General features: G+C 72.4%; 25 protein-coding genes. 10 read left to right on the top strand and 15 right to left on the bottom strand.

What is annotated here, in order from left to right:
* Window positions 1-4: 4 nt before the first annotated feature.
* Window positions 5-1042 (bottom strand): RNA methyltransferase, encoded by a 1038-nt coding sequence (locus KAK06_RS14965; RefSeq protein ID WP_210802932.1) that lies wholly within the window; start codon window positions 1040-1042, stop codon window positions 5-7.
* Window positions 1043-1045: 3 nt separating this feature from the next.
* Window positions 1046-1573, bottom strand: coding sequence for a gamma carbonic anhydrase family protein (locus tag KAK06_RS14960; protein WP_210802931.1), 528 nt, complete (start codon window positions 1571-1573; stop codon window positions 1046-1048).
* Window positions 1574-1675: 102 nt separating this feature from the next.
* Here KAK06_RS14960 and KAK06_RS14955 point away from each other — a divergent pair, with 102 nt between their 5' ends.
* Window positions 1676-2332: a putative pterin-binding protein gene (locus KAK06_RS14955; RefSeq protein WP_210802930.1), complete on the top strand. Its 657-nt coding sequence runs from the start codon at window positions 1676-1678 to the stop codon at window positions 2330-2332.
* On the opposite strand, the gene KAK06_RS14950 is transcribed toward KAK06_RS14955, so the two are convergent.
* A complete protein-coding gene (locus KAK06_RS14950) occupies window positions 2333-2623 on the bottom strand; it encodes an AraC family ligand binding domain-containing protein (protein ID WP_310741098.1) in 291 nt (96 codons plus the stop codon).
* Window positions 2624-2782: 159 nt separating this feature from the next.
* Between KAK06_RS14950 and KAK06_RS14945 the strand changes: the two genes are divergently transcribed.
* The gene (locus KAK06_RS14945; protein WP_210802929.1) at window positions 2783-3058 is read left to right on the top strand and encodes a hypothetical protein; all 276 of its coding nucleotides are present in this window, start codon (window positions 2783-2785) and stop codon (window positions 3056-3058) included.
* 16 nt (window positions 3059-3074) lie between these two features.
* Here KAK06_RS14945 and KAK06_RS14940 read toward each other — a convergent pair whose 3' ends face one another.
* Window positions 3075-3728, bottom strand: a complete 654-nt coding sequence (locus KAK06_RS14940) for a lysoplasmalogenase (RefSeq protein WP_210802928.1) — start codon at window positions 3726-3728, stop codon at window positions 3075-3077.
* Window positions 3729-3828: 100 nt separating this feature from the next.
* On the opposite strand from KAK06_RS14940, the gene KAK06_RS14935 reads away from it, so the two are divergent.
* Window positions 3829-4113, top strand: a complete 285-nt coding sequence (locus KAK06_RS14935; protein ID WP_210802927.1) for a hypothetical protein — start codon at window positions 3829-3831, stop codon at window positions 4111-4113.
* A gap of 149 nt (window positions 4114-4262) precedes the next feature.
* Here the strand turns inward: KAK06_RS14935 and KAK06_RS14930 are convergent, their stop codons facing one another.
* From KAK06_RS14930 to KAK06_RS14910, 5 genes are all read right to left on the bottom strand, one after another.
* Window positions 4263-5750: an aldehyde dehydrogenase (NADP(+)) gene (locus tag KAK06_RS14930; RefSeq protein ID WP_210802926.1), complete on the bottom strand. Its 1488-nt coding sequence runs from the start codon at window positions 5748-5750 to the stop codon at window positions 4263-4265.
* A gap of 16 nt (window positions 5751-5766) precedes the next feature.
* Window positions 5767-7107 carry a glucarate dehydratase gene (gene gudD / locus KAK06_RS14925; protein ID WP_210802925.1) on the bottom strand — a complete coding sequence of 447 codons (1341 nt, stop codon included), beginning with the start codon at window positions 7105-7107 and terminating at the stop codon, window positions 5767-5769.
* Between the two features lie 7 nt (window positions 7108-7114).
* Complete coding sequence (locus tag KAK06_RS14920) at window positions 7115-8071, bottom strand: Bug family tripartite tricarboxylate transporter substrate binding protein (RefSeq protein ID WP_210802924.1); 957 nt, start codon at window positions 8069-8071, stop codon at window positions 7115-7117.
* A gap of 20 nt (window positions 8072-8091) precedes the next feature.
* Complete coding sequence (gene kdgD / locus KAK06_RS14915) at window positions 8092-9003, bottom strand: 5-dehydro-4-deoxyglucarate dehydratase (protein ID WP_210802923.1); 912 nt, start codon at window positions 9001-9003, stop codon at window positions 8092-8094.
* Between the two features lie 152 nt (window positions 9004-9155).
* Window positions 9156-9887, bottom strand: coding sequence for a FadR/GntR family transcriptional regulator (locus KAK06_RS14910; protein WP_210802922.1), 732 nt, complete (start codon window positions 9885-9887; stop codon window positions 9156-9158).
* Window positions 9888-10029: 142 nt separating this feature from the next.
* Between KAK06_RS14910 and KAK06_RS14905 the strand changes: the two genes are divergently transcribed.
* Window positions 10030-10989, top strand: coding sequence for a Bug family tripartite tricarboxylate transporter substrate binding protein (locus KAK06_RS14905; RefSeq protein ID WP_210802921.1), 960 nt, complete (start codon window positions 10030-10032; stop codon window positions 10987-10989).
* Between the two features lie 7 nt (window positions 10990-10996).
* Window positions 10997-12553, top strand: a complete 1557-nt coding sequence (garD, locus tag KAK06_RS14900; protein ID WP_210802920.1) for a galactarate dehydratase — start codon at window positions 10997-10999, stop codon at window positions 12551-12553.
* Here garD and KAK06_RS14895 read toward each other — a convergent pair.
* Window positions 12531-13463: a LysR family transcriptional regulator gene (locus tag KAK06_RS14895; protein WP_210802919.1), complete on the bottom strand. Its 933-nt coding sequence runs from the start codon at window positions 13461-13463 to the stop codon at window positions 12531-12533. The two genes, garD and KAK06_RS14895, sit on opposite strands and share 23 nt — an antisense overlap.
* 71 nt (window positions 13464-13534) lie before the next feature.
* Between KAK06_RS14895 and KAK06_RS14890 the strand changes: the two genes are divergently transcribed.
* On the top strand, window positions 13535-14521 hold the full coding sequence (locus KAK06_RS14890; protein ID WP_210802918.1) for an NAD-dependent epimerase/dehydratase family protein: 987 nt from the start codon (window positions 13535-13537) through the stop codon (window positions 14519-14521).
* On the opposite strand, the gene KAK06_RS14885 is transcribed toward KAK06_RS14890, so the two are convergent.
* Both KAK06_RS14885 and KAK06_RS14880 read right to left on the bottom strand, forming a co-directional pair.
* Window positions 14473-15183 (bottom strand): haloacid dehalogenase type II, encoded by a 711-nt coding sequence (locus tag KAK06_RS14885; RefSeq protein WP_210802917.1) that lies wholly within the window; start codon window positions 15181-15183, stop codon window positions 14473-14475. The genes KAK06_RS14890 and KAK06_RS14885 overlap by 49 nt on opposite strands.
* Window positions 15180-15785, bottom strand: coding sequence for a DNA-3-methyladenine glycosylase I (locus KAK06_RS14880; RefSeq protein ID WP_210802916.1), 606 nt, complete (start codon window positions 15783-15785; stop codon window positions 15180-15182). The genes KAK06_RS14885 and KAK06_RS14880 overlap by 4 nt, the downstream gene beginning before the upstream one ends.
* 73 nt (window positions 15786-15858) lie before the next feature.
* On the opposite strand from KAK06_RS14880, the gene KAK06_RS14875 reads away from it, so the two are divergent.
* Window positions 15859-16302 carry a hypothetical protein gene (locus KAK06_RS14875; RefSeq protein ID WP_210802915.1) on the top strand — a complete coding sequence of 148 codons (444 nt, stop codon included), beginning with the start codon at window positions 15859-15861 and terminating at the stop codon, window positions 16300-16302.
* Here the strand turns inward: KAK06_RS14875 and KAK06_RS14870 are convergent, their stop codons facing one another.
* A complete protein-coding gene (locus tag KAK06_RS14870; RefSeq protein WP_210802914.1) occupies window positions 16303-16716 on the bottom strand; it encodes a DUF6249 domain-containing protein in 414 nt (137 codons plus the stop codon).
* 127 nt (window positions 16717-16843) lie between these two features.
* Between KAK06_RS14870 and KAK06_RS14865 the strand changes: the two genes are divergently transcribed.
* Genes KAK06_RS14865 through KAK06_RS14855 form a run of 3 tightly spaced genes read left to right on the top strand, consistent with a single transcriptional unit; the run spans window position 16844 to window position 19086 of the window.
* Window positions 16844-17425, top strand: coding sequence for an RNA polymerase sigma factor (locus tag KAK06_RS14865; protein WP_210802913.1), 582 nt, complete (start codon window positions 16844-16846; stop codon window positions 17423-17425).
* 11 nt (window positions 17426-17436) lie between these two features.
* The gene (locus tag KAK06_RS14860) at window positions 17437-17841 is read left to right on the top strand and encodes a DUF1192 family protein (protein ID WP_210802912.1); all 405 of its coding nucleotides are present in this window, start codon (window positions 17437-17439) and stop codon (window positions 17839-17841) included.
* Window positions 17842-17898: 57 nt separating this feature from the next.
* On the top strand, window positions 17899-19086 hold the full coding sequence (locus KAK06_RS14855; protein WP_210802911.1) for a cation:proton antiporter: 1188 nt from the start codon (window positions 17899-17901) through the stop codon (window positions 19084-19086).
* Between the two features lie 9 nt (window positions 19087-19095).
* Here the strand turns inward: KAK06_RS14855 and KAK06_RS14850 are convergent, their stop codons facing one another.
* Window positions 19096-20658 carry an acyl-CoA carboxylase subunit beta gene (locus tag KAK06_RS14850; RefSeq protein ID WP_310741097.1) on the bottom strand — a complete coding sequence of 521 codons (1563 nt, stop codon included), beginning with the start codon at window positions 20656-20658 and terminating at the stop codon, window positions 19096-19098.
* Window positions 20655-21644, bottom strand: coding sequence for a Bug family tripartite tricarboxylate transporter substrate binding protein (locus KAK06_RS14845; RefSeq protein WP_210802910.1), 990 nt, complete (start codon window positions 21642-21644; stop codon window positions 20655-20657). Before KAK06_RS14845 ends, KAK06_RS14850 begins: the two co-directional genes overlap by 4 nt.
* Window positions 21645-21689 lie beyond the last annotated feature (45 nt).

The following is a 21689-nucleotide window of genomic DNA, read 5'->3' as shown; positions in this document are numbered from 1 at the left end:
CCGCTCAGGCACGCCGCCGCGCCGGCCCGCGCACCACGCTGACGCCATCCTCGGCCCGCGCGCGCAGCTGGCCGCAGCCGCCGTCCACGTCCTGACCCGCCGAGTGCCGCAGCTTGGTCAGCACGCCGCGGCGGTACAGCCGGCGGGCGATGTCAGCGGCGGCCTCCCAGCTGGGGCGCTCGAAGGGCAGGCCGGGCACGGCGTTGTAGGGGATCATGTTGAGCACCATGCGCCGGCCGTGGAGCAGGCGCACGATGCCCTCCAGCTCGTCGTCGCCGTCGTTGACGCCCTGCAGCAGCGTCCACTGCAGCTGCACCGGGTAGCCGCTGAGGCGCCCGTAGGCGTCGGCGCGTTCCACCAGTTCTTCAGGCGCGATGCGCGGCGCGCGCGGCAGCAGCTGCGCGCGCAAGTCGGCCTTGGTGGTGTGCAGCGACAGCGCCAGCGCCGGCTTCACGCGCATCTGCGCCAGGGCCTCGAAGGCGCGCTCGTCCCCCACGGTGGAGAAGACCAGGTTCTTGTGGCCGATCTGGCCCACCGTGCCCAGCAGCTCGATCGCCTCGAGCAGGTTGTCCAGGTTGTGGGCCGGCTCGCCCATGCCCATGAAGACCACCTTCTTCACCGGCCGCAGCGTGCGCGCCAGCACCACCTGGGCGACGATCTCGGCGCTGCCGAGCTGGCGCACCAGGCCGCCGGTGCCGGTCATGCAGAAGGCGCAGCCCACGGCGCAGCCGATCTGGGTGGAGACGCACACGCCATCGCGCGGCAGCAGCACCGCCTCGGCAGCCTGGCCGTCGTGCAGGCCCACCAGCAGGCGCGAGGAGCCGTCCTCGCCCGGGTGCTGCTCGCGCAGCGTGGCCAGGCCGGCCAGCTCGGTGCGCAGCGCGGGCAGTGCGTCGCGCAGCGCCAGCGGCAGGAAGTCGTCGTTCCGGCGTTTGTGGGCGTCGGGCGGCAGCGCGTGGGTCCACTCGCGCAGCACGCGCTGCAGGTGCAGCGGCTGCGCGCCCAGCGCCTGCAGGCGCTGGCGCAGCTCGGTCACGCGCATGGCTCAGCCGATGCGCTTGAGGCCCCGGGCATAGCGCTGGGCGTTGTGCACATAGTGGGCGGCACCGAAGGCCAGGCGCTGCTGCTGCTCGGGGCTGAGCTGGCGCTTGACCACCGCCGGGCTGCCCACCACCAGCGAGCCATCCGGGATCTGCTGGCGCTCGGTGACCAGCGCGCCGGCACCGATCAGGCAGCCCTGGCCGATCACCGCGCCATTGAGCACCACCGCGCCCATGCCGATCAGCGTGCCGTCGCCCACGGTGCAGCCGTGCAGGATGACCTTGTGGCCCACGGTGACGTCCTCGCCGATCGTCAGCGGCAGGCCGGCATCGGCGTGCAGCACGCTGCCGTCCTGGATGTTGCTGCGTGCGCCGATGGTGATCGGCTCGGGCTGGTCGCCGCGCACCACGGCGCCGAACCAGACGCTGGCGTCCTCGCCCAGGCGGACCTGGCCGATCACCTCGGCCGAGTCGGCCACCCAGGCGCCGGGGGCGAGTTCGGGCTGCTGATCATCGAGTGCATAGAGGGCCATGGTGCGGTGCAGGTGCGGTGAAGCCCGCCATGGTAAAGGCTGGAGCCACCGCGCAGGAGCCCGCTAAGATCAGCCCCCTTTGTCTGTTCACGGACCCTGCCCATGAACCTGCTCAAGCGTGCCTTCCTGCTGGGCGCCGTGGCGGCCGTGCTGCCGGCCGCCCAGGCGGCACCGGTCAAGCGTGCCGCGCCGGCGCGCAAGGCGCCGCCGCGCCGACCCACGGCACCGGCCCGTGCGCCCGCCCCGCCGCCGCTGCGCAGCCCGGTGCTGCTGACGATCAGCGGCGCCATCAAGAAGAGCAACCGCGGCCCGCTGGACAAGGCGCTTGACCAGATGGCCGCCAAGCACGGCCTGGCCTGGGAGCAGGCCTACACCTTTGATGCCGCCGCACTGGCCAACCTGCCGGCCGAGACCATCCAGCCCACGCTGGAGTACGACGCCAAGGCGCACACGCTGAGCGGCCCGCCGCTGGAGATGGTGCTGGCCACGCTGGGCATCACCCCCGGACAGCCCGGCGTGATGCTGGCGCTGCGCGCGGTGGATGGCTACCGCATGGAGCTGAGCCTGGCCGATGTGCGCGCCTGGAAGATGATCCTGGCCACCCGCATCGACGGCCAGAGTCTGGCGATCGGCGGCCTGGGCCCGCTGTGGGCGGTCTATGACGCCGACCGCCTGCCCGGCATCCAGGACCTGCCGCTGGCCGAACGCTTCCAGCGCTGCCCTTGGGGCCTGTACCACATCGAGGTCATCCAGACCTGATCAGGCGTGGCGGCGCGCGGCCCAATAAGTGGCGCCGTCGGGGCCGTAGCGCTCGTCGTGGGGCTGCCCGACCGCCAGCGTGAAGCGGTCCCCAGGCCGCAGGTGGCGCGGCACACCGTCGCCGGTGCCCAGCCACATCTCGCCGGCCACCATCAGCGCCTCCACCGCGAAGGGATGGGCGTGGGTGGGCACCACCGCCTCGGGTGGCCAGTGGCGCTCGGCCACTTCGTCGAAGCCCTGGGCGCGCCGGGCCTGTGCAAACTCGTCGAAAGAGGGCAGCGGGGCATCCACGGGGGGCTCCTGGGGGTCGGGCCGGTTCAAGGGTTTACTGCCAATCGTGGGACGGGCCGTCAACGGCGGCGAGCACCGCCGCGTTGGCTGATCACCCGGCAGCAGTCTCTGGCTGTATTGTCGGGGCCCTCATCCAACCCTTTTTGTCACAGGCCCACCATGAACTTCCGTCTGCCCCTGCTGTCCCTGCTGTTCGCCTCGGCCACCGCGTTCGCGCAAGCCCCTGCCGCTCCCGCTCCGGCCGCCCAGGCGGCGCCGGCCGCATCGGCAGCCAATGCCGACAAGAAGGCCGCCCGCAAGGAAGCCCGTCAGGAGGCCCGCCAGGACAAGCGCCAGGATGGCAGCCAGACGGCTCGCCAGGAGGAGCGCAAGGCCGATCGCAAGGCCGCCCGCAAGGCTGACAGGAAGGCCTCGGGCGCTTCCGGCGCCCAGTAAGGTCTGCCGCGGCCGCTCAGCTGGCCGATCGCGGCGGTGGCAACGCCGCCGCGATGCAGGCCTGGGCGGCCCAGTAGCTGGCCAGGATCCACAGCGAGGCCAGCGGCACCGGCGCTGCAAAGCGGTCAAACGCCAGCGTGGCGTCGGACAGCATGAACAGCGCCCCGCCCAGCGCACCCCAGGCCGCGCCGACACTGCGCAGCCGCCGCCAGCGCGCGGCCGCCAGCGCCGCCATGGCGGCCAGGGCCAGCACATAGGCCACCACCGGCCCCTGCAAGGCCGGTGCAATGCCCGGCCACAGGCGCTGCAGCACCGCCAGCGCCACCACGGCGTAGAGCGCGATCGCCGGCCACCAGGGCCGCGCACCGCCGCGCCACAGCGCCACGCCATAGGCCACATGGGCCAGCAGAAAGCTCACCAGCCCCGGCAGGAAGCCCTGCTGCGGCCACAGCAGCGCGACATCACCCACCCACGAGCACACCAGGCCCAGCAGCAGCGGGCGGCGCATCGGGTCGCTCAGGCCCCGACCGGCCGCCCAGGCGATCAGCAGCGCGGTGGTCAGCGGCTTGCAGACCCAGGCCAGCGGCGGCATGGCCAGCGCCCACGGCGCGGCCAGGATCGTCAGGAGGCCGCTCACCGCGGCGAGCTTCAGCAGAACGGAACGCGACATGCGTGCATTCTGACGCGCTCGACCCGCCCTAGAAACAAATGGTTGCACTCCGAGGGTGGCCGCCGCTCAAGGCGGCCCCCGATCGGCCGATGCGCGCGGCATGAACACCTCCACCGCCAGTACGCTGACGGCGTTGCAGACCGCCGTGACGCAGGCCCGGCTTGAGACGCTGGGGCCGCGCCGCGACCCCCGCGCCGCCGTGACCGCCGCCACGCACCGTCCGCCGACGCCCAGCCCGGCGGCCCAGAACGCCGAAGCCATGGGGCGACAGCTGGAGCAGGAGATGCAGTCCGAGCGCCGCGCGCTCGAGCGCCTGCAGGCCAGCCTGAAGAGCCTGCCGCGGCACGACCCGGTGCTGGGCTCGCTGCTCGACGTGTCGGCCTGAGGCCGGCGCAGCGCCGACAGCGCGCGGCTGAGCACCGCCCCACGCTCGAAGACCGCCGCCGGGTTGGCCAGGACCCGCTCGGCGCTCGCCCGGCCGGCGTGTGTGGCAGCGCAGCTCGGGCGAGTGGCCGATGCGGGTCTGCGTGAGGTTCACAGTGGGCGCCCGGCCCGCTCGGTCAACCAGGCCGGGGCCTCCTGCAAGGCCACCGGCCGCAGGAAGCGGCCCAGGGCGGCGTCGCCGACTGAAGTGCTCTCGGGCCGCGTGCTGCTGGGCCAGGGGCCGCCGTGCTGCTGCGCCGCGGTCACGGCCACGCCAGTGGGCACGCCGGCGAACAGCACGCGGCCGGCGATGGCCATCGCGCCGCGCACCAGGTCGCGTACCGGTGCGCTGTCGGCCTGGGCGCCCCAGACGGTCACGGTCAGCGAGCCGCCCACCGCCTGCAGCACCTGCAGCGCCTGCGCGTGCGAGGCGCAGCGCACCACCAGGCTGGACGGCCCGAAGACCTCGTCGCGCAGCGCGGCGCGGGCGATGAACTCGGTCGCGCCGACCTGGGCCAGCACCGGCCGCGGCGGCTGGTCGTCGGCGGCGGCCTCACGCTGCAGGAACTGCGCGCCAGCCTCGGCCCAGTGGCCGACACCGGCGTCAAAGGCCCGGCGCATCCCCGCGGTCAGCATGGCGTGCGGCTGCTGCGCCTTCAGGGCCTCGGCCAGCTGGGCCACGAACGCGTCGTTGACAGCGCGTGCGTCCAGGCCCGCGGCCTCGTCGATCAGCACGACCACGCCGGGGTTGGTGCAGAACTGGCCGCAGCCCAGCGCGATCGAGCCAGCCAGCGTGGTGGCCAGCGCGGCGCCCTGGGCCGCCAGCTCGGTGGGCAACGCGATCACCGGGTTGATCGAGCCCAGCTCGCCGAAGAACGGGATGGGCCACGGACGCGCCGCCGCCTCGGCCGCCAGCGCCGCACCGCCGCGGGTGGAGCCGGTGAAGGCGCCGGCAGCGATCAGCGGGTGGCGGATCAGCTGCACGCCAACCTCCACCGCCGCGCCCTGCACGCCGCCGATCAGACCCGCCGGCAAGCCCTGCGCGGCCAGCACGCGCTGGATCAGCGCGAAGGTCTGCTGCGACAGCTGCGGATGCCCCGGATGGGCCTTCACCACCACCGGGCAGCCGGCGGCCAGCGCCGAGGCGGTGTCGCCGCCCAGCACCGAGAAGGCGAACGGGAAGTTGCTGGCGGCGAACACCGCCACCGGGCCCAGCGGCACGCGCCAGCGCTGCATCGCCGGGTGGCCCGCGGGCGGCGCACCGGCCACCGCCGGATCGTCTACGACCTTGAAGGGCTCCCCACGCTCGGCGATGTCGGCGAAGCGGCGCAGCTGGAAGGCCGTGCGGTCGAGCTCGCCGTTCAGGCGCACCGGGCCCAGCGCGGTCTCGCGGTCGGCCAGTGCCACCAGGCTCTCGCGTTCGGCCTCCAGTGCCGTGGCCAGCGCGCGCAGCAGCGCGCCGCGGGTGACGCCGTCGCTGCCCTGCCAGGCGGCGAAGGCGGCGGCGGCGGCCGCGCAGGCGGCGTCGATGTCGGCGGGGCCACTGGCGGTCAGTTCGGCCAGCGGTACGCCAGTGCGGGCGTCGAAGGAAGTCAGCATGGGTGGAGGTCCGTGTTCAGCGGACCAGGCAGGGCCGCTTGTTGTCAAAGGTCCAGCCGGGGATCAGGAACTGCATCGCGATCGCGTCGTCGCGGGCGCCCAGGCCGTGCTGCAGGTAGAGCTGGTGGGCCTTGTCGACCTCGACCATGTCGAGCTCGACGCCCAGGCCCGGCTTCTTCGGCACCTCGACATGGCCGCCGATGATCTGCAGCGGGTCCTTCGTCAGGCGCTGGCCGTCCTGCCAGATCCAGTGGGTGTCGATGGCGGTGACCTTGCCCGGGGCGGCAGCGCCCACATGGGTGAACATGGCCAGCGACACATCGAAGTGGTTGTTCGAGTGGCTGCCCCAGGTCAGGCCCCAGTCGCGGCAGGTCTGGGCCACGCGCACGCTGCCGGCCATGGTCCAGAAGTGCGGGTCGGCCAGCGGGATGTCCACGCTCTGCAGGCTCAGCGCATGGACGAACTGGCGCCAGTCGGTGGCCACCATGTTGGTGGCCGTGGGCAGGCCGGTGGCGCGGCGGAATTCGGCCATCACCTCGCGGCCACTGAAGCCGCCCTCGGCGCCGCAGGGGTCTTCGGCATAGGCCACCACGCCGCGCATGCGCTGGCCCAGGCGGATCGCGTCCTTCAGCAGCCAGCCGCCGTTGGGGTCCAGCGTGACGCGGGCCTCGGGGAAGCGTTCGTGGAGTGCGGTGACGGCGTCCACCTCGGCGTCGCCGGTCAGCACGCCGCCCTTGAGCTTGAAGTCGTTGAAGCCGTAGCGCGCGCGCGCTGCCTCGGCCAGGCGCACCACGGCGTCGGGTGTCATCGCCGCCTCATGGCGCAGGCGGCACCAGTCGTCGGCGTCGTCTGCCTCGTCGGCCGGGCCGGCGTAGGGCAGATCGGTCTTCGTGCGATCACCGACGAAGAACAGATAGCCCAGCATCTCGACGCGGTCGCGCTGGCGGCCTTCGCCCAGCAGGTCACACACCGGCAGGCCCAGGTGCTGGCCGAGCAGGTCGAGCATCGCCGACTCGATGGCGGCCAGCGCGTGGATGGTGATGCGCAGGTCGAAGGTCTGCAGGCCGCGGCCGCCGCTGTCGCGGTCAGCGAAGGCCTGCTGCACCGCCTGCAGCACGCCCAGGTGGGCGCCCACCCGTTGGCCCACCACCAGCGCGGTGGCGTCCTCCAGCGTGGCGCGGATCTTCTCGCCGCCGGGCACCTCGCCGACACCGGTGCGCCCGGCGCTGTCGGTGAGGAGCAGCAGGTTGCGGGTGAAAAAGGGCGCGTGTGCGCCCGAGAGGTTCAGCAGCATGCCGTCCCGGCCGGCAACCGGGATCACGCGCAGCGCGGTGATGCGGGGGGCGTCGTGCGTCATCGGGGGCTCAGTCGGCGGTGATCTTGCGGGTCTCGATCAGCGTCTTCCAGCGCGCGTTCTCCCTGACCTGGAAGGCGGCGAACTGCTCCGGCGTGCTGCCAACGATCTCCAGGCCCACCGCAGTGAACTGCTGGCGCAGCTTGGCGTCGGCCAGCGCGGCCTGCAGGCCCTCCGTCATCTTGGTGCGCACCTCGGCCGGCAGGCCCTTGGGGGCGACGATCGCCTGCCAGGAGTAGACGTCCACGCCCTTCACACCGGCCTCGGCCAGCGTGGGCACGCCCGGCAGCACGGGCGAGGGCTTGTCGCCGGTCACCGCCAGCGCACGCAGCTTGCCGGCGTTGATGTGCTGCAGCACCGCGTTGACGTTCTGGAACGAGGCGTCGACCTGGCCGCCCAGCAGGTCGGAGATGGCCGGCGCGCCGCCCTTGTACGGGATGTGCAGGCCGCTGGTGCCGGTCTGCAGCCAGAACAGCTCGGCCGTCAGATGGTCGGACGAGCCGTTGCCCGAGGACGCAAAGCTCAGCTTGTCCGGGTTGGCCTTCAGCGCCGTCAGCACATCGGCCACGCTCTTGTACGGCGAGGCCGCCGGCACCACCAGCACGTTGGGCGCCTGCACCAGCACGCTGAGCAGGTCGAAGTCCTTGCCGGCGTCGTAGGGCACGTTCTTCAGCAGGTGCGGCGCCACCACCAGCGGGCCCAGCGAGGTGACCAGGAAGGTCTGGCCGTCTGGCGCCGCGCGCTTGACCTGGGTGGCGCCAATCGTGCCGGTGGCACCGGCCTTGTTGTCGACCAGCACGGTCTGGCCGAAGCGTTCCTGCAGCTTCGGGCCGATGGCGCGGGCGATGGTGTCGGTGGAGCCGCCAGGCGGGAAGGGCACCACCAGCGTGACGGGCTTGTCGGGCCAGGCGAAGGCCGACAAGGTGGTGGCCGCCAGGGCGGCGACGGCGAAGCAGTGCTTGAACATGGTCTGTCTCCGGTGGTGGTTTATTGGGGGCCCAGGCGGGCGATCAGCGTGGCCAGCTCGTCACGCTCGGCGGCCTTCAAGTCCGACAGCGGCGGGCGCACCGGGCCGGCGCCATGGCCGACGAGGTCGGCACCGGCCTTGACGATGCTCACCGCATAGCCCTGGCCGCGGTTGCGCAGCGCGATGTAGGGCATGAAGAAGTCGTCGAGCAGGCGGTTGCAGGTGGCCTGGTCGCCCTGATCGAGGGCCTTGTAGAAGTCCATCGCCGTCTTCGGGATGAAGTTGAAGACCGCCGACGAGTACACGTGGCAGCCCATCGCGTAGTACGGCGCAGCGTAGAACTCGGCGGTGGGCAGGCCGCCCAGGTAGGTCACGCGCTCACCCAGGGTGCGGCGCATCTGCACGAAGTGCTCGATGTCGCCCACGCCATCCTTGTAGCCGATCAGGTTGGGGTTGCGCTCGCACAGCCGGGCCACGGTGTCGGGGGCGTAGCGGGCACCGCCGCGGTTGTAGAGCACCACGCCGATCTTCACGCTCTGGCAGATCGCATCGACATGGGCCAGCAGGCCGTCCTGGCTGGCTTCGGTCAGGTAGTGGGGCATCAGCAGGATGCCCTGGGCGCCGCGGCGCTCGGCCTCCTGGGCGTACTGGATGGCCATGCGGGTGGCGCCGCCCGCGCCAGCGATGATCGGGGTGTGGCCCCGGCAGGTGTCCACGGCCACGCTGATCACCTCACCGAATTCCTTCGGCTCCAGCGAGAAGAACTCGCCCGTGCCACCGGCGGCGAACAGCACCGTGGCGCCATAGGGCATCAGCCACTCCAGACGCCGGCGGTACCCGACCGGGTCGAACTCGAGCTGGGCGTCGAAGTCGGTCAGCGGGAAGGACAGCAGGCCGTGGGACATGGCCTGCTTCAGCTCGTGGGGACTCATGGGGTGGGCTCCGGTCGGATGGGCGTCGGGGATGCGGACAGTCAGGTCGGCTATGTTGTCCGTCATCGTACAACTATCCACGGACTTTGCAAGTCCTTCCGGATCCGTGGGAACACGTAGGCAGGCGCTACGGGCCGGCCCGGACGGGTCCTTCAGCCGGCGCCCAGGCTGGCGCGGCGCCGACGCTCGCGGCTGTTGGCCAGATGCGTGCGCATGGCGGCGCGGGCCGCGTCGGCATCGGCGCCGGCGATCGCGTCGAGGATGTTCTCGTGCTCGGCGTTGACGCGGCGCAGGTAGGCGCGGCGCTCGTCGGTCATGGCCTCGGCGCCCTCCAGGCGGGCGCGCGGGATGATGCGCGAGCCCAGCGTGCTCACCAGCTCGGCAAAGTGCGGGTTCTGGGTCGCGCGGGCAATTGACAGGTGAAATGCAAAGTCAGCACTCACTGCGTCCTTGCCCTGCTCCAGTGCCTGTGCCACGGCGTCCAGGGCCTGGCGCATCTGGGCCAGGTCCTCGGCGGTGCGGCGCTGCGCGGCCAGCGCGGCGGCCTCGGTTTCCAGGCCGATGCGCAGCTCCAGCACGGCGATCACGTCGCGCAGCGTGGCCATCTGCTCCGGGGCGATGCGAAAGCCCCCGGCCTCGCCCACCCCCACCACGAAGGTCCCGATGCCATGCCGCGTCTCGACCTGGCCGGCGGCCTGCAGCTTGGAGATCGCCTCGCGCACCACGGTGCGGCTGACGCCGAACTCGGTCATCAGCGTGGCCTCGGTCGGCAGCTTGTCGCCAGGCGCCAGGCGGCCATCGCGGATGCGGTCGCCCAGGTCCTGCACCAGTTCCAGGGCGAGGGAGCGGGGTCGGCGGCGTTCGGTGGCGGGCGGCAGGGTCATGGCTGGGGATATCCCGGGGCCGGGTGGCATTGACAGGGACGGCAGGTCCCGACGATCATAGTTGTACGACAACCGACAACGGATGACAAGCCGGTCACCCACTGTAGCCGAGTCGTCACCCCACCGCCCTTTCGGAGTTCCCATGCAACGCCGCACCCTGCTGACCGCCGCCGCCCTGCTGCCCCTGATCGCCCGGGCGCAGAGCTGGCCCACCAAGCCGATCCGCTATGTCGTGCCCTTCGCCGCTGGCGGCACCACCGACATCCTGGCGCGCCTGATCGCCCCCAAGCTGGGCGCCGCGCTGGGCCAGACGCTGGTGGTGGACAACAAGGCCGGCGCCGGTGGCGTGCTGGGTGCCGACTCGGTGGCCAAGTCGCCGGCCGATGGCTACACGATCCTGGGCAGCACCATCTCCACCCAAGCCATCAACCCGGCGCTGAACCCGAAGATCCCCTACAACGCCGGCAAGGACTTTGCCCCGGTGACGATGATCGGCGCCACCAGCAACTGCCTGATCGTGCCTGCGGGCAGCCCATTCAAGACGGTGCAGGAGCTGCTGGCCTTTGCCCGCAGGAACCCCGGCAAGCTCAGCTTCAGCTCAGCCGGCAGCGGCACCAGCCAGCACATGAGCGGCGAGCTGCTGAAGCAGATGGCCGGCACCTTCATCCTGCACATCCCCTACCGCGGCAGCGGTCCGGCGATCCAGGACGTGATCGCCGGCCAGGTGGACTTCGGCATCGACACCCTGGTGGCCGCCGCCGCCCACATCAAGGCCGGCACGCTGCGGGTGCTGGCGGTGACCGCCGGCAAGCGGGTCAAGGGCTTCGAGAGCGTGCCCACGCTGGCCGAGTCCGGCGTGCCCGGCTACGACGTGCAGAGCTGGCAGGCCGTGCACGCCCCGGCCGGCACGCCGCGCGAGCTGGTGCTGCGGCTGCAGACCGAGATCGCCAAGGTGCTGCAGAGTCCCGACATCCGCCAGCGGCTGGAAACCATGGGCCTGGAGCCCTCGGGCATGGCGCCCGACGAGCTGGCCGCCTTCGAGGCGCGTGAGCGCGACAAGTGGCTGAAGGTGGTCCAGGCCGGCGGCCTGAAGGTCGAGTGAGCGCGGCGTGAGCACGCCGGTCCTCATCCGCCTGCAGCCGCAGGACAATGTGGCCATCGTCGGCAACGACGGCGGCCTGTCGGCGGGCACCGTGCTGCCCGGCGGTCTGGTCCTGCGCGAGGCCGTGCCGCAGGCGCACAAGCTGGCGCTGGTGGACATTCCCGCCGGAGCCGCCGTCACGCGCTACGGCGTGACCATTGGCATGGCGACGCAGGACCTGCCGGCCGGCAGCTGGGTGCACGAGCAGCGCCTGGCCATGCCCGCCGCACGCGAGCTGCGCGACCTGCCCATGGCCACCCAGGCCGAGCCCCTGGCGCCGCCGCTGGTCGGCCAGACCTTCCAGGGCTACCGCAACGCCGACGGCTCGGTGGGCACGCGCAACCTGCTGGCCATCACCACCACCGTGCAGTGTGTGGCGGGTGTGCTGGCGCACGCGGTGCGGCGCATCGAGCAGGAGCTGCTGCCGCTGTACCCGAACGTGGACGGCGTGGTGGGCCTGGAGCACACCTACGGCTGCGGCGTGGCGATCGACGCCCCCGGCGCCGAGATCCCCGTCCGCACGCTGCGCCACATCAGCCAGAACCCCAACTTCGGCGGCGAGGTGCTGGTGCTGAGCCTGGGCTGCGAAAAACTGCAGCCGGCGCGCCTGCTGCCGCCGGGCAGCTTCCCGCTGGTCGATGGCCGCCGCGCCGAGGACGGCCCCGAGACGGTGTGCCTGCAGGACGCTGCCCACGTGGGCTTCGCGTCGATGATCGACGACGTGCTGGTGCGCGCCCGGCCGATGCTGGCGCGCCTGAATGCGCGCCGCCGCGAGACCGTCCCCGCCAGCGCGCTGGTGGTGGGCGTGCAGTGCGGCGGCTCCGACGCCTTCTCGGGCGTCACCGCCAACCCCGCCGTGGGCGCCTGCGCCGACCTGCTGGTGCGCGCCGGCGCCACGGTGATGTTCAGCGAGAACACCGAGGTGCGTGACGCGGTGGAGCAGCTCACCGCGCGCGCCGCCACGCCCGCGGTGGCCGAGGCCATCGTGCGCGAGCTGGCCTGGTACGACGCCTACCTTGAGCGCGGCCACGTCGACCGCTCGGCCAACACCACGCCGGGCAACAAGGCCGGCGGCCTGTCGAACATCGTCGAGAAGGCGATGGGCTCGATCGTCAAGAGCGGCAGCGCCGCGATCGCCCATGTGCTGCCACCGGGCGAGAAGCTGGCGCGTGATCAGCGCGGCCTGGTCTTCGCCGCCACACCGGCCAGCGACTTCATCTGCGGCACGCTGCAGCTGGCCGCCGGCATGAACCTGCACGTCTTCACCACCGGCCGCGGCACGCCCTACGGCCTGGCGGCCTGCCCGGTGGTCAAGGTGGCCACGCGCAGCGAGCTGGCACGCCGCTGGCACGACCTGATGGATGTGGACGCCGGCCGCATCGCGCGTGGCGAACAGACGGTGGAGGAGGCCGGCTGGGCGCTGTTCCAGCAGCTGCTGGCGGTGGCCAGCGGGCAACGCACCTGGGCCGAGCAGCACCGGCTGCACAACGCCCTGGTGCTGTTCAATCCGGCACCGGTGACCTGAGCTCGCGCCGGGCCAGCACCTGCGGAATCGCCTCCGCCAGGTGCTCCCACACCCGCCGCACCAGCGCGCTGCCGCGCAGCTCGCGGTGCACCGCCAGCCAGCAGGGCATCGGCGGGATGGCGATTTGCGGCAGGATGGGCACCACCCCCGGCAGCAACGGCAACGCATAGCGCGCGGCAAAGCCGATGCCGGCACCGGCCGCGAGCAGCGCGGAGGCGGCCAGCTGGTTGTCGCAGCGCAGCGCAAAGGCCTCGCGGCCCAGCGGCAGGCCCATGCGGGCAAAGCCGCGCAGGATGGTGTCGTCCTGGTCGAAGCCGATCAGGCGATGCCGCGCCAGGTCCTCGGGGCGCTGCGGCGTGCCGTGGCGGGCCAGGTAGTCGCGGTGGGCGCAGGGCACGATGGGCAGCTCGGCCAGTTGACGCGCCACCAGCGTGGCCTGGGCCGGGCGGACCATACGCACCGCGATGTCGGCCTCGCGCGCCAGCAGGTTGCTCACGGTGTTGGACACCACCAGCTCCACCTGGATCCCCGGCTCGGCCTGCTGCAGCGTCACCAGCACCTCGGGCAGCAGGTAGAACGCCGCCACCTCGCTGGTGGCCAGTCGCACCGTGCCTGAGAGGCTCTCGCGCCGGGCCGCCACCGCCTGCGACAGCGCCTGAGAGGCGCTGCGCATCTGCCGTGCCGCGTCGGCCATGGCCAGCGCCACCGGCGTGGCGCGCACGCCGCGGCCGGTGCGCTCGAACAGTGGCGCGCCCAGCTGCGCCTCCAGCTCGGCCACATGGCGCGACAGCGTGGGCTGGTGCAGGCCGTGGCGGCGTGCCGCGGCGGTCAGGCTGCCGGCCTCCAGCACCAGCAGGAAGCTGCGCACCAGGGTCCAGTCGAAGGCGTCGGGGCGGGCCAGGGTGCTCATGCGGATCCGTATGGTTGAGATACAGGGTTCGCCAATTGTCGGATGGATCGCCCGCGCGCAGACTGCCGGGCATGGAATACACCACTGCTCCTTCCGTGCTGGTCCTGGGCAGCCAGGGCCGACTGGGCCAGGCTGCCGTGCAGGCCTTTGCCGCCGCCGGCTGGCGCGTCTGGGCCCAGGCCCGCCGCCCGCAGCCCGACCTGCCCGCGGGCGCCCGTGCGCTGAACGTGCCGCTCGCCGACACCGCCGCCCTGGCCGCCGCCGCCCAGGGCGCGCAGACGGTGGTCTACGCGGTCAACCCGCCCTACACCCGCTGGCCGCAGCAGATGCTGCCGCTGGCGCGCCAGGGCATGGACGTGGCCGAGGCGCTGGGCGCGCGCTTGCTGCTGCCGGGCAACGTCTACAACTTCGGGCGCGAGCTGCCAGCGCAGCTGACGCTGGACACGCCCGAGGTGGCCAACACCCGCAAGGGCGCGCTGCGCATCGCGCTGGAAGCCGAGCTGCGCCAGCGCGCCCAGGCCGGCAGGCTGCGCAGCAGCGTGCTGCGTGCGGGCGACTTCTTCGGCGGCGGCCCGGGCAGCTGGATCGACCTGGTCATCGCCAAGCACCTGGGCGCCGGCCGGCTGGACTACCCCGGGCCGATGGGCGTGCCCCACGCCTGGGCCTTCCTGCCCGACCTGGCGCGCGCCTTCGTGGATGTGGCCGCCCATGCCGAGTCGCGCCCCTTCGCCCGCTGGCAGTTTGCCGGCCACACGCTGACCGGCGCCGAACTGCTGCAGGGCCTGCGCAGCGCCGCCGAGGCCCAGGGCCTGCAGCCCGCGCGCGGCTGGCGCGAGCGGCGCATGGCCTGGTGGCCGATCCGGCTGGCCGCGCCGCTGGTGCCGATGGCGCGCGAGATCGCCGAGATGGCCTACCTGTGGGAACGCCCGCACGCGCTGGTGGACGCGCTGCCGCGGCCCGCCACCGTCACGCCCCTGGCGCAGGCGATGGAGGTGACGGTGCAGGGACTTCAGCAGCCCAGCGTGTCGGCCAGCGCGGCCAGGTCGGCGGCCTCGTAGTCCACCGGCACCTGGGCGCGGGTCTCGCCCACGCCGGGACCGTGCTCGTTCGGCCGGGCGATGAAGGCGGTGCGCAGACCGGCCCGCGCGGCGGCGGCCAGGTCCCAGGAGTGGGCCGCCACCATCATCACCTGCTCGCGTGGCAGGTCCAGCGCGGCGGCGGCGGCCTGGTAGACGACGGGCGTGGGCTTGTAGTCGCGGGCGATCTCGGCGCCCAGCACCGCGTCCCAGCGCAGGCCGTTGCGCCGCGCCAGGTTCACCATCAGCGCGATGTGGCCGTTGGAGCAGGGCGCCAGCACAAAGCGCTGGCGCAGCCGGGCCAGCGCGGCCGGCACCTCGGGCCAGGCGTCCAGGCGGTGCCAGGCCTGGTTCAGCGACTGGCGCGTGGCCTCGTCCACCCGCGCATCCAGGCCCAGCTCGCGCAGCACCACATCCAGGTTGCGGCGGTGCAGGACATCGAGCTTGCCGAAGGGGATCAGGCCGCGGCGCACCTCGTCCATCGCCGGCTGGTACTGGTTGCGCCACGCCAACGCAAAGGCCGGGGCATCCACCTCGATGCCCAGCGGCGCCAGGTGGGCGCGCACCTCGCGCACCACACCGCCGTGCCAGTCCACCAGGGTGCCGAAGACGTCAAAGATCAGCGCGCGGATCGGCTGACTCATTGGGGCACCTTGAAACGCTGGCGCGCCGCCGTCACCGCGGCGCGGATGGTGCAGGCGGGAGCGTGGTCGTTGACCAGGCCCATCGACTGCATGAAGGCATAGGCGGTGGTGGGGCCGACGAACTTCCAGCCGCGGCGCTTGAGCTCGCGCGCCAGCGCCACCGACTGCGGCGAGGTGGCGCGCATTGGCGGATCCTCGTCGGCCGGCTCCTCAAAGCGCCACAGAAAGGCCGCCAGCGAGCCCTCAGCCTGCACCAGCTCCACCGCGCGCGCGGCGTTGTGGATCACCGCCTCGATCTTGCCGCGGTGGCGCACGATGCCGGCGTCGGCCAGCAGGCGGGCCACGTCGCGTTCGGTGTAGCGGGCCATGCGGGCAAAGTCGAAACCATCGAAGGCGGCGCGGAAGTTCTCGCGCTTTTCCAGGATGGTGCGCCAGCTCAGGCCCGACTGGAAGGCCTCCAGGCTGAGCTTCTCAAAGAGGCGCCGGTCGTCGGCCACCGGAAATCCCCATTCCTGGTCGTGGTAGGCCAGGTACTGGGCGGTGGACAGGCACCAGCGGCAGCGCGGGCGGCCGTCGGGGCCGGCGTCGGTGGTCAGGCTCATGCGCGGATTCTGCGCCAGCCCCGACAATGCCGCGGTCAACAGCCCGGGCCGACGCCGCGTTGAGCCCCGACCGATGCGAAACCACCCCCTTGTCGCGCTGGCGCTGGCCGGCCTGTGCGGCGCCGCCGCGGCCCAGTCCGACCCCTCGCCCGCCGATCTGGCCCGCTGGCAGCAGGCCTCGGCCTGCGTGGCGGTGCTCAAGGCCGATGTACTGGCCCTGCGCGACCGCAGCTGGGCCGGCACGCCGGGCCTGAAGCCCGAGATGAAGCGCCTGACCGAGCAGGGCTTTGCCTTCATCGGCACCGCCTACAAGCAGGGCCTGCGCGAGCCGCTGGCCGATCGTCTGCTGGAGGAGGCCGAGGCGGCGCACAAGCGCGCGTCGGCCGAGTCGCTGCGCACGCTGTCGCAGAACTGCCGCGCCGACGGCGCCCGGCTGCTCAAGCAGGCCAATGTGCTGGAGCGGCTGCTGGTGGGCAACCGCGCCGAGGCGCGGGTGGACAAGCTGCTGGCGCGCTGATCAGTCCGGCTTGGCCATCGTCGGGCCCAGGCGCACGAAGATCAGGTTGGCGATGCCGATGGCGATCGGGATCAGGCCCCAGGCCGCGGTGTCGATGTCGCGGTTGATCGCCAGCGCCGCCGAGACGGCCAGGCCGCCCAGCACGAAGGTCAGGCCGCGGCGCAGCGCGCGGCTGCGCACATCCAGCGGGTCGACCCGGTCCTCGGGGTCGAACAGCTCCTGCGGCAAGGGCGGCACTGGCAGGCCACGCTCGATGGCCAGCATGCGCTCGCGGTGCGACTGCTCCAGCAGCTGGCTGCGGCGCTTGTGCTCGGTGCCCAGCCACAGCAGGGCCACGGCCACGCCGCCGACGATGCCGCAAATGGGGATCAGCAGACCCAGCAGCTGCTTGAGAAGAAGGGCTTCGGCGTCCATGGAGTCGGCTCCGTGCAGTAGGTGATGCCCTTGATAGCCGGGCTGGGCCGGATCGGTTTCAACCAGACCACAATTTTTTTCTGCGCTGCGATGAAACCGGGGCGCCCGGCCGGCACTATCAGGCCCCATGACCTCCGACGCCCGCGCGCGCGATGCCGACCTGGTCGCCGCGCTGGGCCGTGGCGAGCGCGCCGCCGCTTTCGATCTGCTGGTGGTGCGCTACACGCCGCGCCTGTACCGCCTGTGCTGGCTGCTGCTGCGCGACAGCGCCCACGCCGAGGACGCGGTGCAGGACAGCCTGCTGCGCGCCTGGCGCGCGCTGGACAGCTACGACCCGGCGCGCGCCGCGCTGTCCACCTGGCTCTACAGCATCACCCGCCACCACTGTCTGGGCCTGCTGGGCCGCCCGGCGCTGCAGGCGCTGTCCCTGGACGAGCCCGACGGCGAGACCCTGGCCGCCACGCTGGCCCAGCCCGAAGCCGCGCCGGCCGACGCCCGCGCCACGCTGCAGACGCTGATCGACGCGCTGCCCGAGACGCCGCGCGCCTGCCTGCAACTCTTTTACTGGGAGGACCGCTCGGTGGCCGAGGTGGCCGCCCAGCTGGGCCTGCCCGACAACACCGTGAAAACCCACCTGCACCGCGCCCGCGCGCGGCTGCGCCAGGCGCTGGCCGATCAAGGCCTGGACGACCCCGCGCTGTGGCTGTGAAGGAGACCGCGATGACCGATCCCACCCCCGACTGGCTCGATACCGCCCTGCAGCGCCACGCGCTGCCGCCCCCCGTGCCCGGCGCTCTGCTGGCGAGGGTGCAGGCGAGCCTGGCCCAGGCCCGTCAGCCCCTGTCCGTGGCCGAGCTGCAGCATCGGCAGGCCGCCCTGGAGGCCGAGCTGGCCCGGGCTCGCGCGCAGCTGCGCCAGCGCCGCTGGCGCGGCAGCGCCCAGGTGCTGGGCGCGGCGGTGGCGGTGTCGTTTGCCAGCGGCGCGCTGGCCGCCTGGACACTGCCCTGGTGGCAGCCCTGGCTGGACCAGCCGCCCGACACCGTGTTGCCGCTGATCGCGCTGGCGCTGGGCGTGGCCAGCGCCGCGGTGGCGGCGCGCGCGCACTGGGGCCGCGGCTGGCTATGACCCGCGCGTCTTCCCGCAGGCCGGGCGCTGGCGGGCATGGCACAGTGCGCCCCTGCGATGAACACCTCTGAGCTCTTCCTGATCGCGATGACGATCATCTTCGGCCTGCCCTACCTGGTGTGGCGGTTGGGCCGCACCGAGTACTGGGCACCGCTGGTGGTGGTGCAGATCGTCGGGGGCATCCTGCTGGGCCCCGGCGTGCTGGGCGCCGCCGTGCCGGCGTACTACCAGTTTGTCTTCACGCCGACGGTGATCCAGTCGCTCAATGGCCTGGCCTGGTGGGCGGTGATGCTGTTCGTCTTCATCGCCGGCATCGAGCTGGACCTGCGCGCCGCCTGGCAGCACCGCCGCGAGAGCGGCATCACCGCCGGCCTGGCATTGGGCATGCCGCTGCTGCTGGGCAGCGGCGCCGCGCTGGTGCTGCTGAACCAGGCCGGCTGGATGGGCGCCCAGGCCCAGCCCTGGCAATTCGTGCTGGGCATCGGCATGGCCTGCGCGGTCACCGCGCTGCCCATCCTGATCCTGTTCATGGAAAAACTGGCCATCCTGCGCCAGCCGCTGGGCCAGCGCATCCTGCGCTATGCCAGCCTGGACGACATCGCGATCTGGGGCGTGCTGGCGCTGATCCTGATGGATTGGCAGCGGGTGGGCCGCCAGGCGGCCTTCCTGGGGATCTTTGTGCTGTGCGCCTGGGCCATGCGGCGCCTGATGCAGGCCGTGCCCGAGCGCGACCGTTGGTACCTGGCGCTGGTGTGGCTGGCGCTGAGCGGCTTTGTGGCGGACTGGGCAGGCCTGCACTTCATGGTGGGCGCCTTCCTGGCCGGCGCGGTGCTGGACGCACACTGGTTCGACCAGGACAAGATGGACCTGCTGCGCCACCATGTGCTGCTGGTGCTGATGCCGGTGTTCTTCCTGTCGACCGGCCTGCGCACGCATTGGGACAGCGGCGGCGTGGCGGTGTTCGGCGCCGCCGCGCTGCTGCTGGTGGCGCAGCTGATCGGCAAGCTGGCCGGGTTGCGCCTGGCCGGCCGGGTGCTGGGCTGGCCGCCGGGCGAGGCCAGCCTGATTGGCTGGCTGCTGCAGACCAAGGCGCTGATCATGATCATCTTCGCCAACATCCTGCTGGACAAGCAGGTCATCACCGCCGAGACCTTCACCGCGCTGCTGCTGATGGCGGTGGCCAGCACCATGCTGACAGTGCCGGTGGTCACGCCGATGCTGGCGCGCACGGCCGCGCCGCGCTGAGCCGCGGGCTCAGCGCCCGCGGTCGCCCTGCACCACGTACCAGGCGTCTTCCACCCAGTCGCACAGCACGCGCCGGGTCTCGCGAGGGTCAATGATCTCCAGCACGCCGAACTTCTCGGCGGTTCGGAAGGGTGACGTCATCGCCAGGTAGTGCGCTTCCAGCGCGGCGCGCTGGGCGGCGGGGTCGGGGGCGGCCTCGATCTCGGCCTTGTGGGCGGCCATCACGCCGCCTTCAATCGGGATCGAGCCCCAGCGCGCCGACGGCCAGGCGAAGCGGTGGTTCAGCCGGTCGCCGCCCTTGGGCCCGTGCAGCGCGCCGGCCATGCCGAAGCAGCGCCGCACCAGGATCGACACCCAGGGCGAGCGGCACTCGGCCAGCGCCTCGCCCAGGCGCGTGGCGCCCAGCAGCGTACCGGCCAGCTCGGCCTCTAGGCCGGTGGCGTTGCCGGGCTGGTCGACCAGGTTGACCACCGGCAGGCCGAACAGGCTGCACAGCCGGGTGTGGCGCTCCATCTTGGTGGCGGCCTGCAGCGTCATCGCGCCGCCGGCCACCTTGGGGTCGTTGGCGATCACGCCCACCGGGATGCCCTGGAGGCGGCCCAGCATCGTGATCACCGAGCCCCCCTGCCAGCGGCCGATCTCGAACAGGCTGCCGCGGTCGAACACCGCGTCCAGGATCTTGCGCGGGTCGTAGATCTTGCGGCGGTCGTGCGGGATGGCGTCCTTCAGCCAGTCATCGGCGCGGCCGGGGTCGTCGTCGCAGGGCAGCACCGGCGCCAGCTCGTGCACGCTGCGCGGCAGGTAGGACAGGAAGCGGCGCACCTGGGCCAGCGCGTCGGCTTCGTCCACCGCCTCGTTGTGGACCAGGCCGCTCTTGCGGTGGGCCTTCCAGCCGCCCAGCTCGTTCTTGTCCACCTCCACGCCATAGGCCTGGCGCACCACGTGCGGGCCGGCGGCCATCACCTGCGCCTGCTCGCGCACCAGCACCGAGAAGTGCGAGGAGAGCACCTTCACCGCGCCCTGGCCCACGCAGGCGCCCAGCGCCACGCCCACCACCGGCACGGTGTTCAGCAGGTCCTGCGCGGGCCAGGTGGTGTATTCGGGGATCTTGGTGCCGCCGATCTGCATCAGCAGCTTGACGCTGCCGCCGGCCGAATCCACCAGCCGCACCAGCGGCATGCGCAGCTGGTGCGCCAGGCGCTCGATGTAGATCCACTTGTCGGCGATCGTGCCCTCGGAGCTGCCGGCCTTGATGGTGAAGTCGTCCACGTGCAAGGCCAGCTTGCGGCCGTCGATGCGCGCGGTGCCAACGATGGCGTTGGTGGGGTCGGTGCGGTCGTAGCGGCCATCGGCGTGGTAGTGGCCCTTGCCGGCCAGCGTGCCCAGCTCATGGAAGCTGCCTTCGTCGACCAGCGCGGCGATGCGCTCACGCGCGTTCATCCGGCCGGTGGCCTTGAACCTGGCCAAGGCCTCGGGCCCGCCCATGGCCAACGCGCTGCGGCGGCGGGCCTGCAGCTCGCTCAGCTCGTCGGCCCACTCGCCGCCGGGCTCGAAGGCGCTGTCGATGCTCACTTGCCCGCTCCCAGGTTGAGCTGGCGCACCAGCTCGGTGGTGGCGGTCCACTCGGACTGCAGGTAGCGGTGCGAGTCGACATAGCCGCGGAAGATCGGCTTGTTGCCCGACTTCTCGACCATCGCGATCCAGGCCTTGTCGTGCGCCACCTGGCGCAGCGCCTCTTCCCAGAAGCGGATCTGATCGGCGTTGACGCCGGGCGGCAGCGTCACGCCGTTGTAGCTGACGTAGTCGGCCGCCACGCCCAGCTGGCGCCAGGTCTTGACCCCCGCCAGCGCGCCGTTGCCCGGCTCGGGTGCGGCGCTGGCCAGGATGCGCAGTTTGCCGGCCTGCACCTGGGGCAGGATGACCGGCGCGGTGGCCGAGACCACGTCCACATGCCCGCCGATCAGCGCCGTGACCGACTCGCCCGAGGAGCGGAACGGCGCGATCGTCAGCTGGCCGATGGCCACGCCGGCCACGCTCAGCGGCTTGGCCAGCGCCAGGTGGGTGTTCTGGCCCAGGGCCGGTGCCACGGCGATGCGCAGCTTGGCGGGCTCGGCCTTCAGCGCGGCCACCAGGTCCAGGCCGTCCTTCAGCGGCGAGTCGGCGCGCACCGCCACCAACGAGGTCTCCTCGACCAGCATCGCCACCGGCAGGAAGTCGCGCGGGTCGGCCTTGATCAGCCCGCTGACCGCGCCGGCAATCGCGCCGGTGTGGAAGGTGCCCAGGTAGTGGGCGTTGCCGGCCTGGCCCTTGAGGAACTGCATCGCAATCGCGCCGCCTGCGCCCACCTTGTTCTCGACCAGCACGGATTGGCCGTGGGTCAGCTTGAGGCTGTCGAGGGTGTCCTTGATGCCGCGGGCGTACAGGTCCACCGTGCCGCCGGGTGCCACGCCGATGATGTAGTTGATGCGCTCGCTGGGGTTCCAGCTGGCCTGGGCTGGCGCGGTCAGGCCGGACAGGCCCAGCCCGGCGATCCAGGCGGTGGCGGTGCGACGGTGCATGCGGTCTCCTCGGGGTGGCGACAAGGATTGAAGCACCCACCCCCT

This window comes from Ideonella aquatica, assembly GCF_018069755.1.
GTDB lineage: Bacteria > Pseudomonadota > Gammaproteobacteria > Burkholderiales > Burkholderiaceae_C > Ideonella > Ideonella aquatica.
This window is presented reverse-complemented; position numbering and strand designations above follow the sequence as displayed.

Coding starts and splice junctions, on each gene's coding strand:
- KAK06_RS14960 (WP_210802931.1), bottom strand. CDS start 1,573: ATGGCCCTCTATGCACTCGATGATCAGCAGCCCGAACTCGCCCCCGGC.
- KAK06_RS14880 (WP_210802916.1), bottom strand. CDS start 15,785: ATGAGCCTGACCACCGACGCCGGCCCCGACGGCCGCCCGCGCTGCCGC.
- kdgD (WP_210802923.1), bottom strand. CDS start 9,003: ATGAGTCCCCACGAGCTGAAGCAGGCCATGTCCCACGGCCTGCTGTCC.
- KAK06_RS14875 (WP_210802915.1), top strand. CDS start 15,859: ATGCGAAACCACCCCCTTGTCGCGCTGGCGCTGGCCGGCCTGTGCGGC.
- KAK06_RS14870 (WP_210802914.1), bottom strand. CDS start 16,716: ATGGACGCCGAAGCCCTTCTTCTCAAGCAGCTGCTGGGTCTGCTGATC.
- KAK06_RS14965 (WP_210802932.1), bottom strand. CDS start 1,042: ATGCGCGTGACCGAGCTGCGCCAGCGCCTGCAGGCGCTGGGCGCGCAG.
- KAK06_RS14905 (WP_210802921.1), top strand. CDS start 10,030: ATGCAACGCCGCACCCTGCTGACCGCCGCCGCCCTGCTGCCCCTGATC.
- KAK06_RS14920 (WP_210802924.1), bottom strand. CDS start 8,071: ATGTTCAAGCACTGCTTCGCCGTCGCCGCCCTGGCGGCCACCACCTTG.
- KAK06_RS14865 (WP_210802913.1), top strand. CDS start 16,844: ATGACCTCCGACGCCCGCGCGCGCGATGCCGACCTGGTCGCCGCGCTG.
- KAK06_RS14860 (WP_210802912.1), top strand. CDS start 17,437: ATGACCGATCCCACCCCCGACTGGCTCGATACCGCCCTGCAGCGCCAC.
- gudD (WP_210802925.1), bottom strand. CDS start 7,107: ATGACGCACGACGCCCCCCGCATCACCGCGCTGCGCGTGATCCCGGTT.
- KAK06_RS14855 (WP_210802911.1), top strand. CDS start 17,899: ATGAACACCTCTGAGCTCTTCCTGATCGCGATGACGATCATCTTCGGC.
- KAK06_RS14940 (WP_210802928.1), bottom strand. CDS start 3,728: ATGTCGCGTTCCGTTCTGCTGAAGCTCGCCGCGGTGAGCGGCCTCCTG.
- KAK06_RS14885 (WP_210802917.1), bottom strand. CDS start 15,183: ATGAGTCAGCCGATCCGCGCGCTGATCTTTGACGTCTTCGGCACCCTG.
- KAK06_RS14910 (WP_210802922.1), bottom strand. CDS start 9,887: ATGACCCTGCCGCCCGCCACCGAACGCCGCCGACCCCGCTCCCTCGCC.
- KAK06_RS14930 (WP_210802926.1), bottom strand. CDS start 5,750: ATGCTGACTTCCTTCGACGCCCGCACTGGCGTACCGCTGGCCGAACTG.
- KAK06_RS14935 (WP_210802927.1), top strand. CDS start 3,829: ATGAACACCTCCACCGCCAGTACGCTGACGGCGTTGCAGACCGCCGTG.
- KAK06_RS14895 (WP_210802919.1), bottom strand. CDS start 13,463: ATGAGCACCCTGGCCCGCCCCGACGCCTTCGACTGGACCCTGGTGCGC.
- KAK06_RS14955 (WP_210802930.1), top strand. CDS start 1,676: ATGAACCTGCTCAAGCGTGCCTTCCTGCTGGGCGCCGTGGCGGCCGTG.
- KAK06_RS14945 (WP_210802929.1), top strand. CDS start 2,783: ATGAACTTCCGTCTGCCCCTGCTGTCCCTGCTGTTCGCCTCGGCCACC.
- KAK06_RS14890 (WP_210802918.1), top strand. CDS start 13,535: ATGGAATACACCACTGCTCCTTCCGTGCTGGTCCTGGGCAGCCAGGGC.
- KAK06_RS14845 (WP_210802910.1), bottom strand. CDS start 21,644: ATGCACCGTCGCACCGCCACCGCCTGGATCGCCGGGCTGGGCCTGTCC.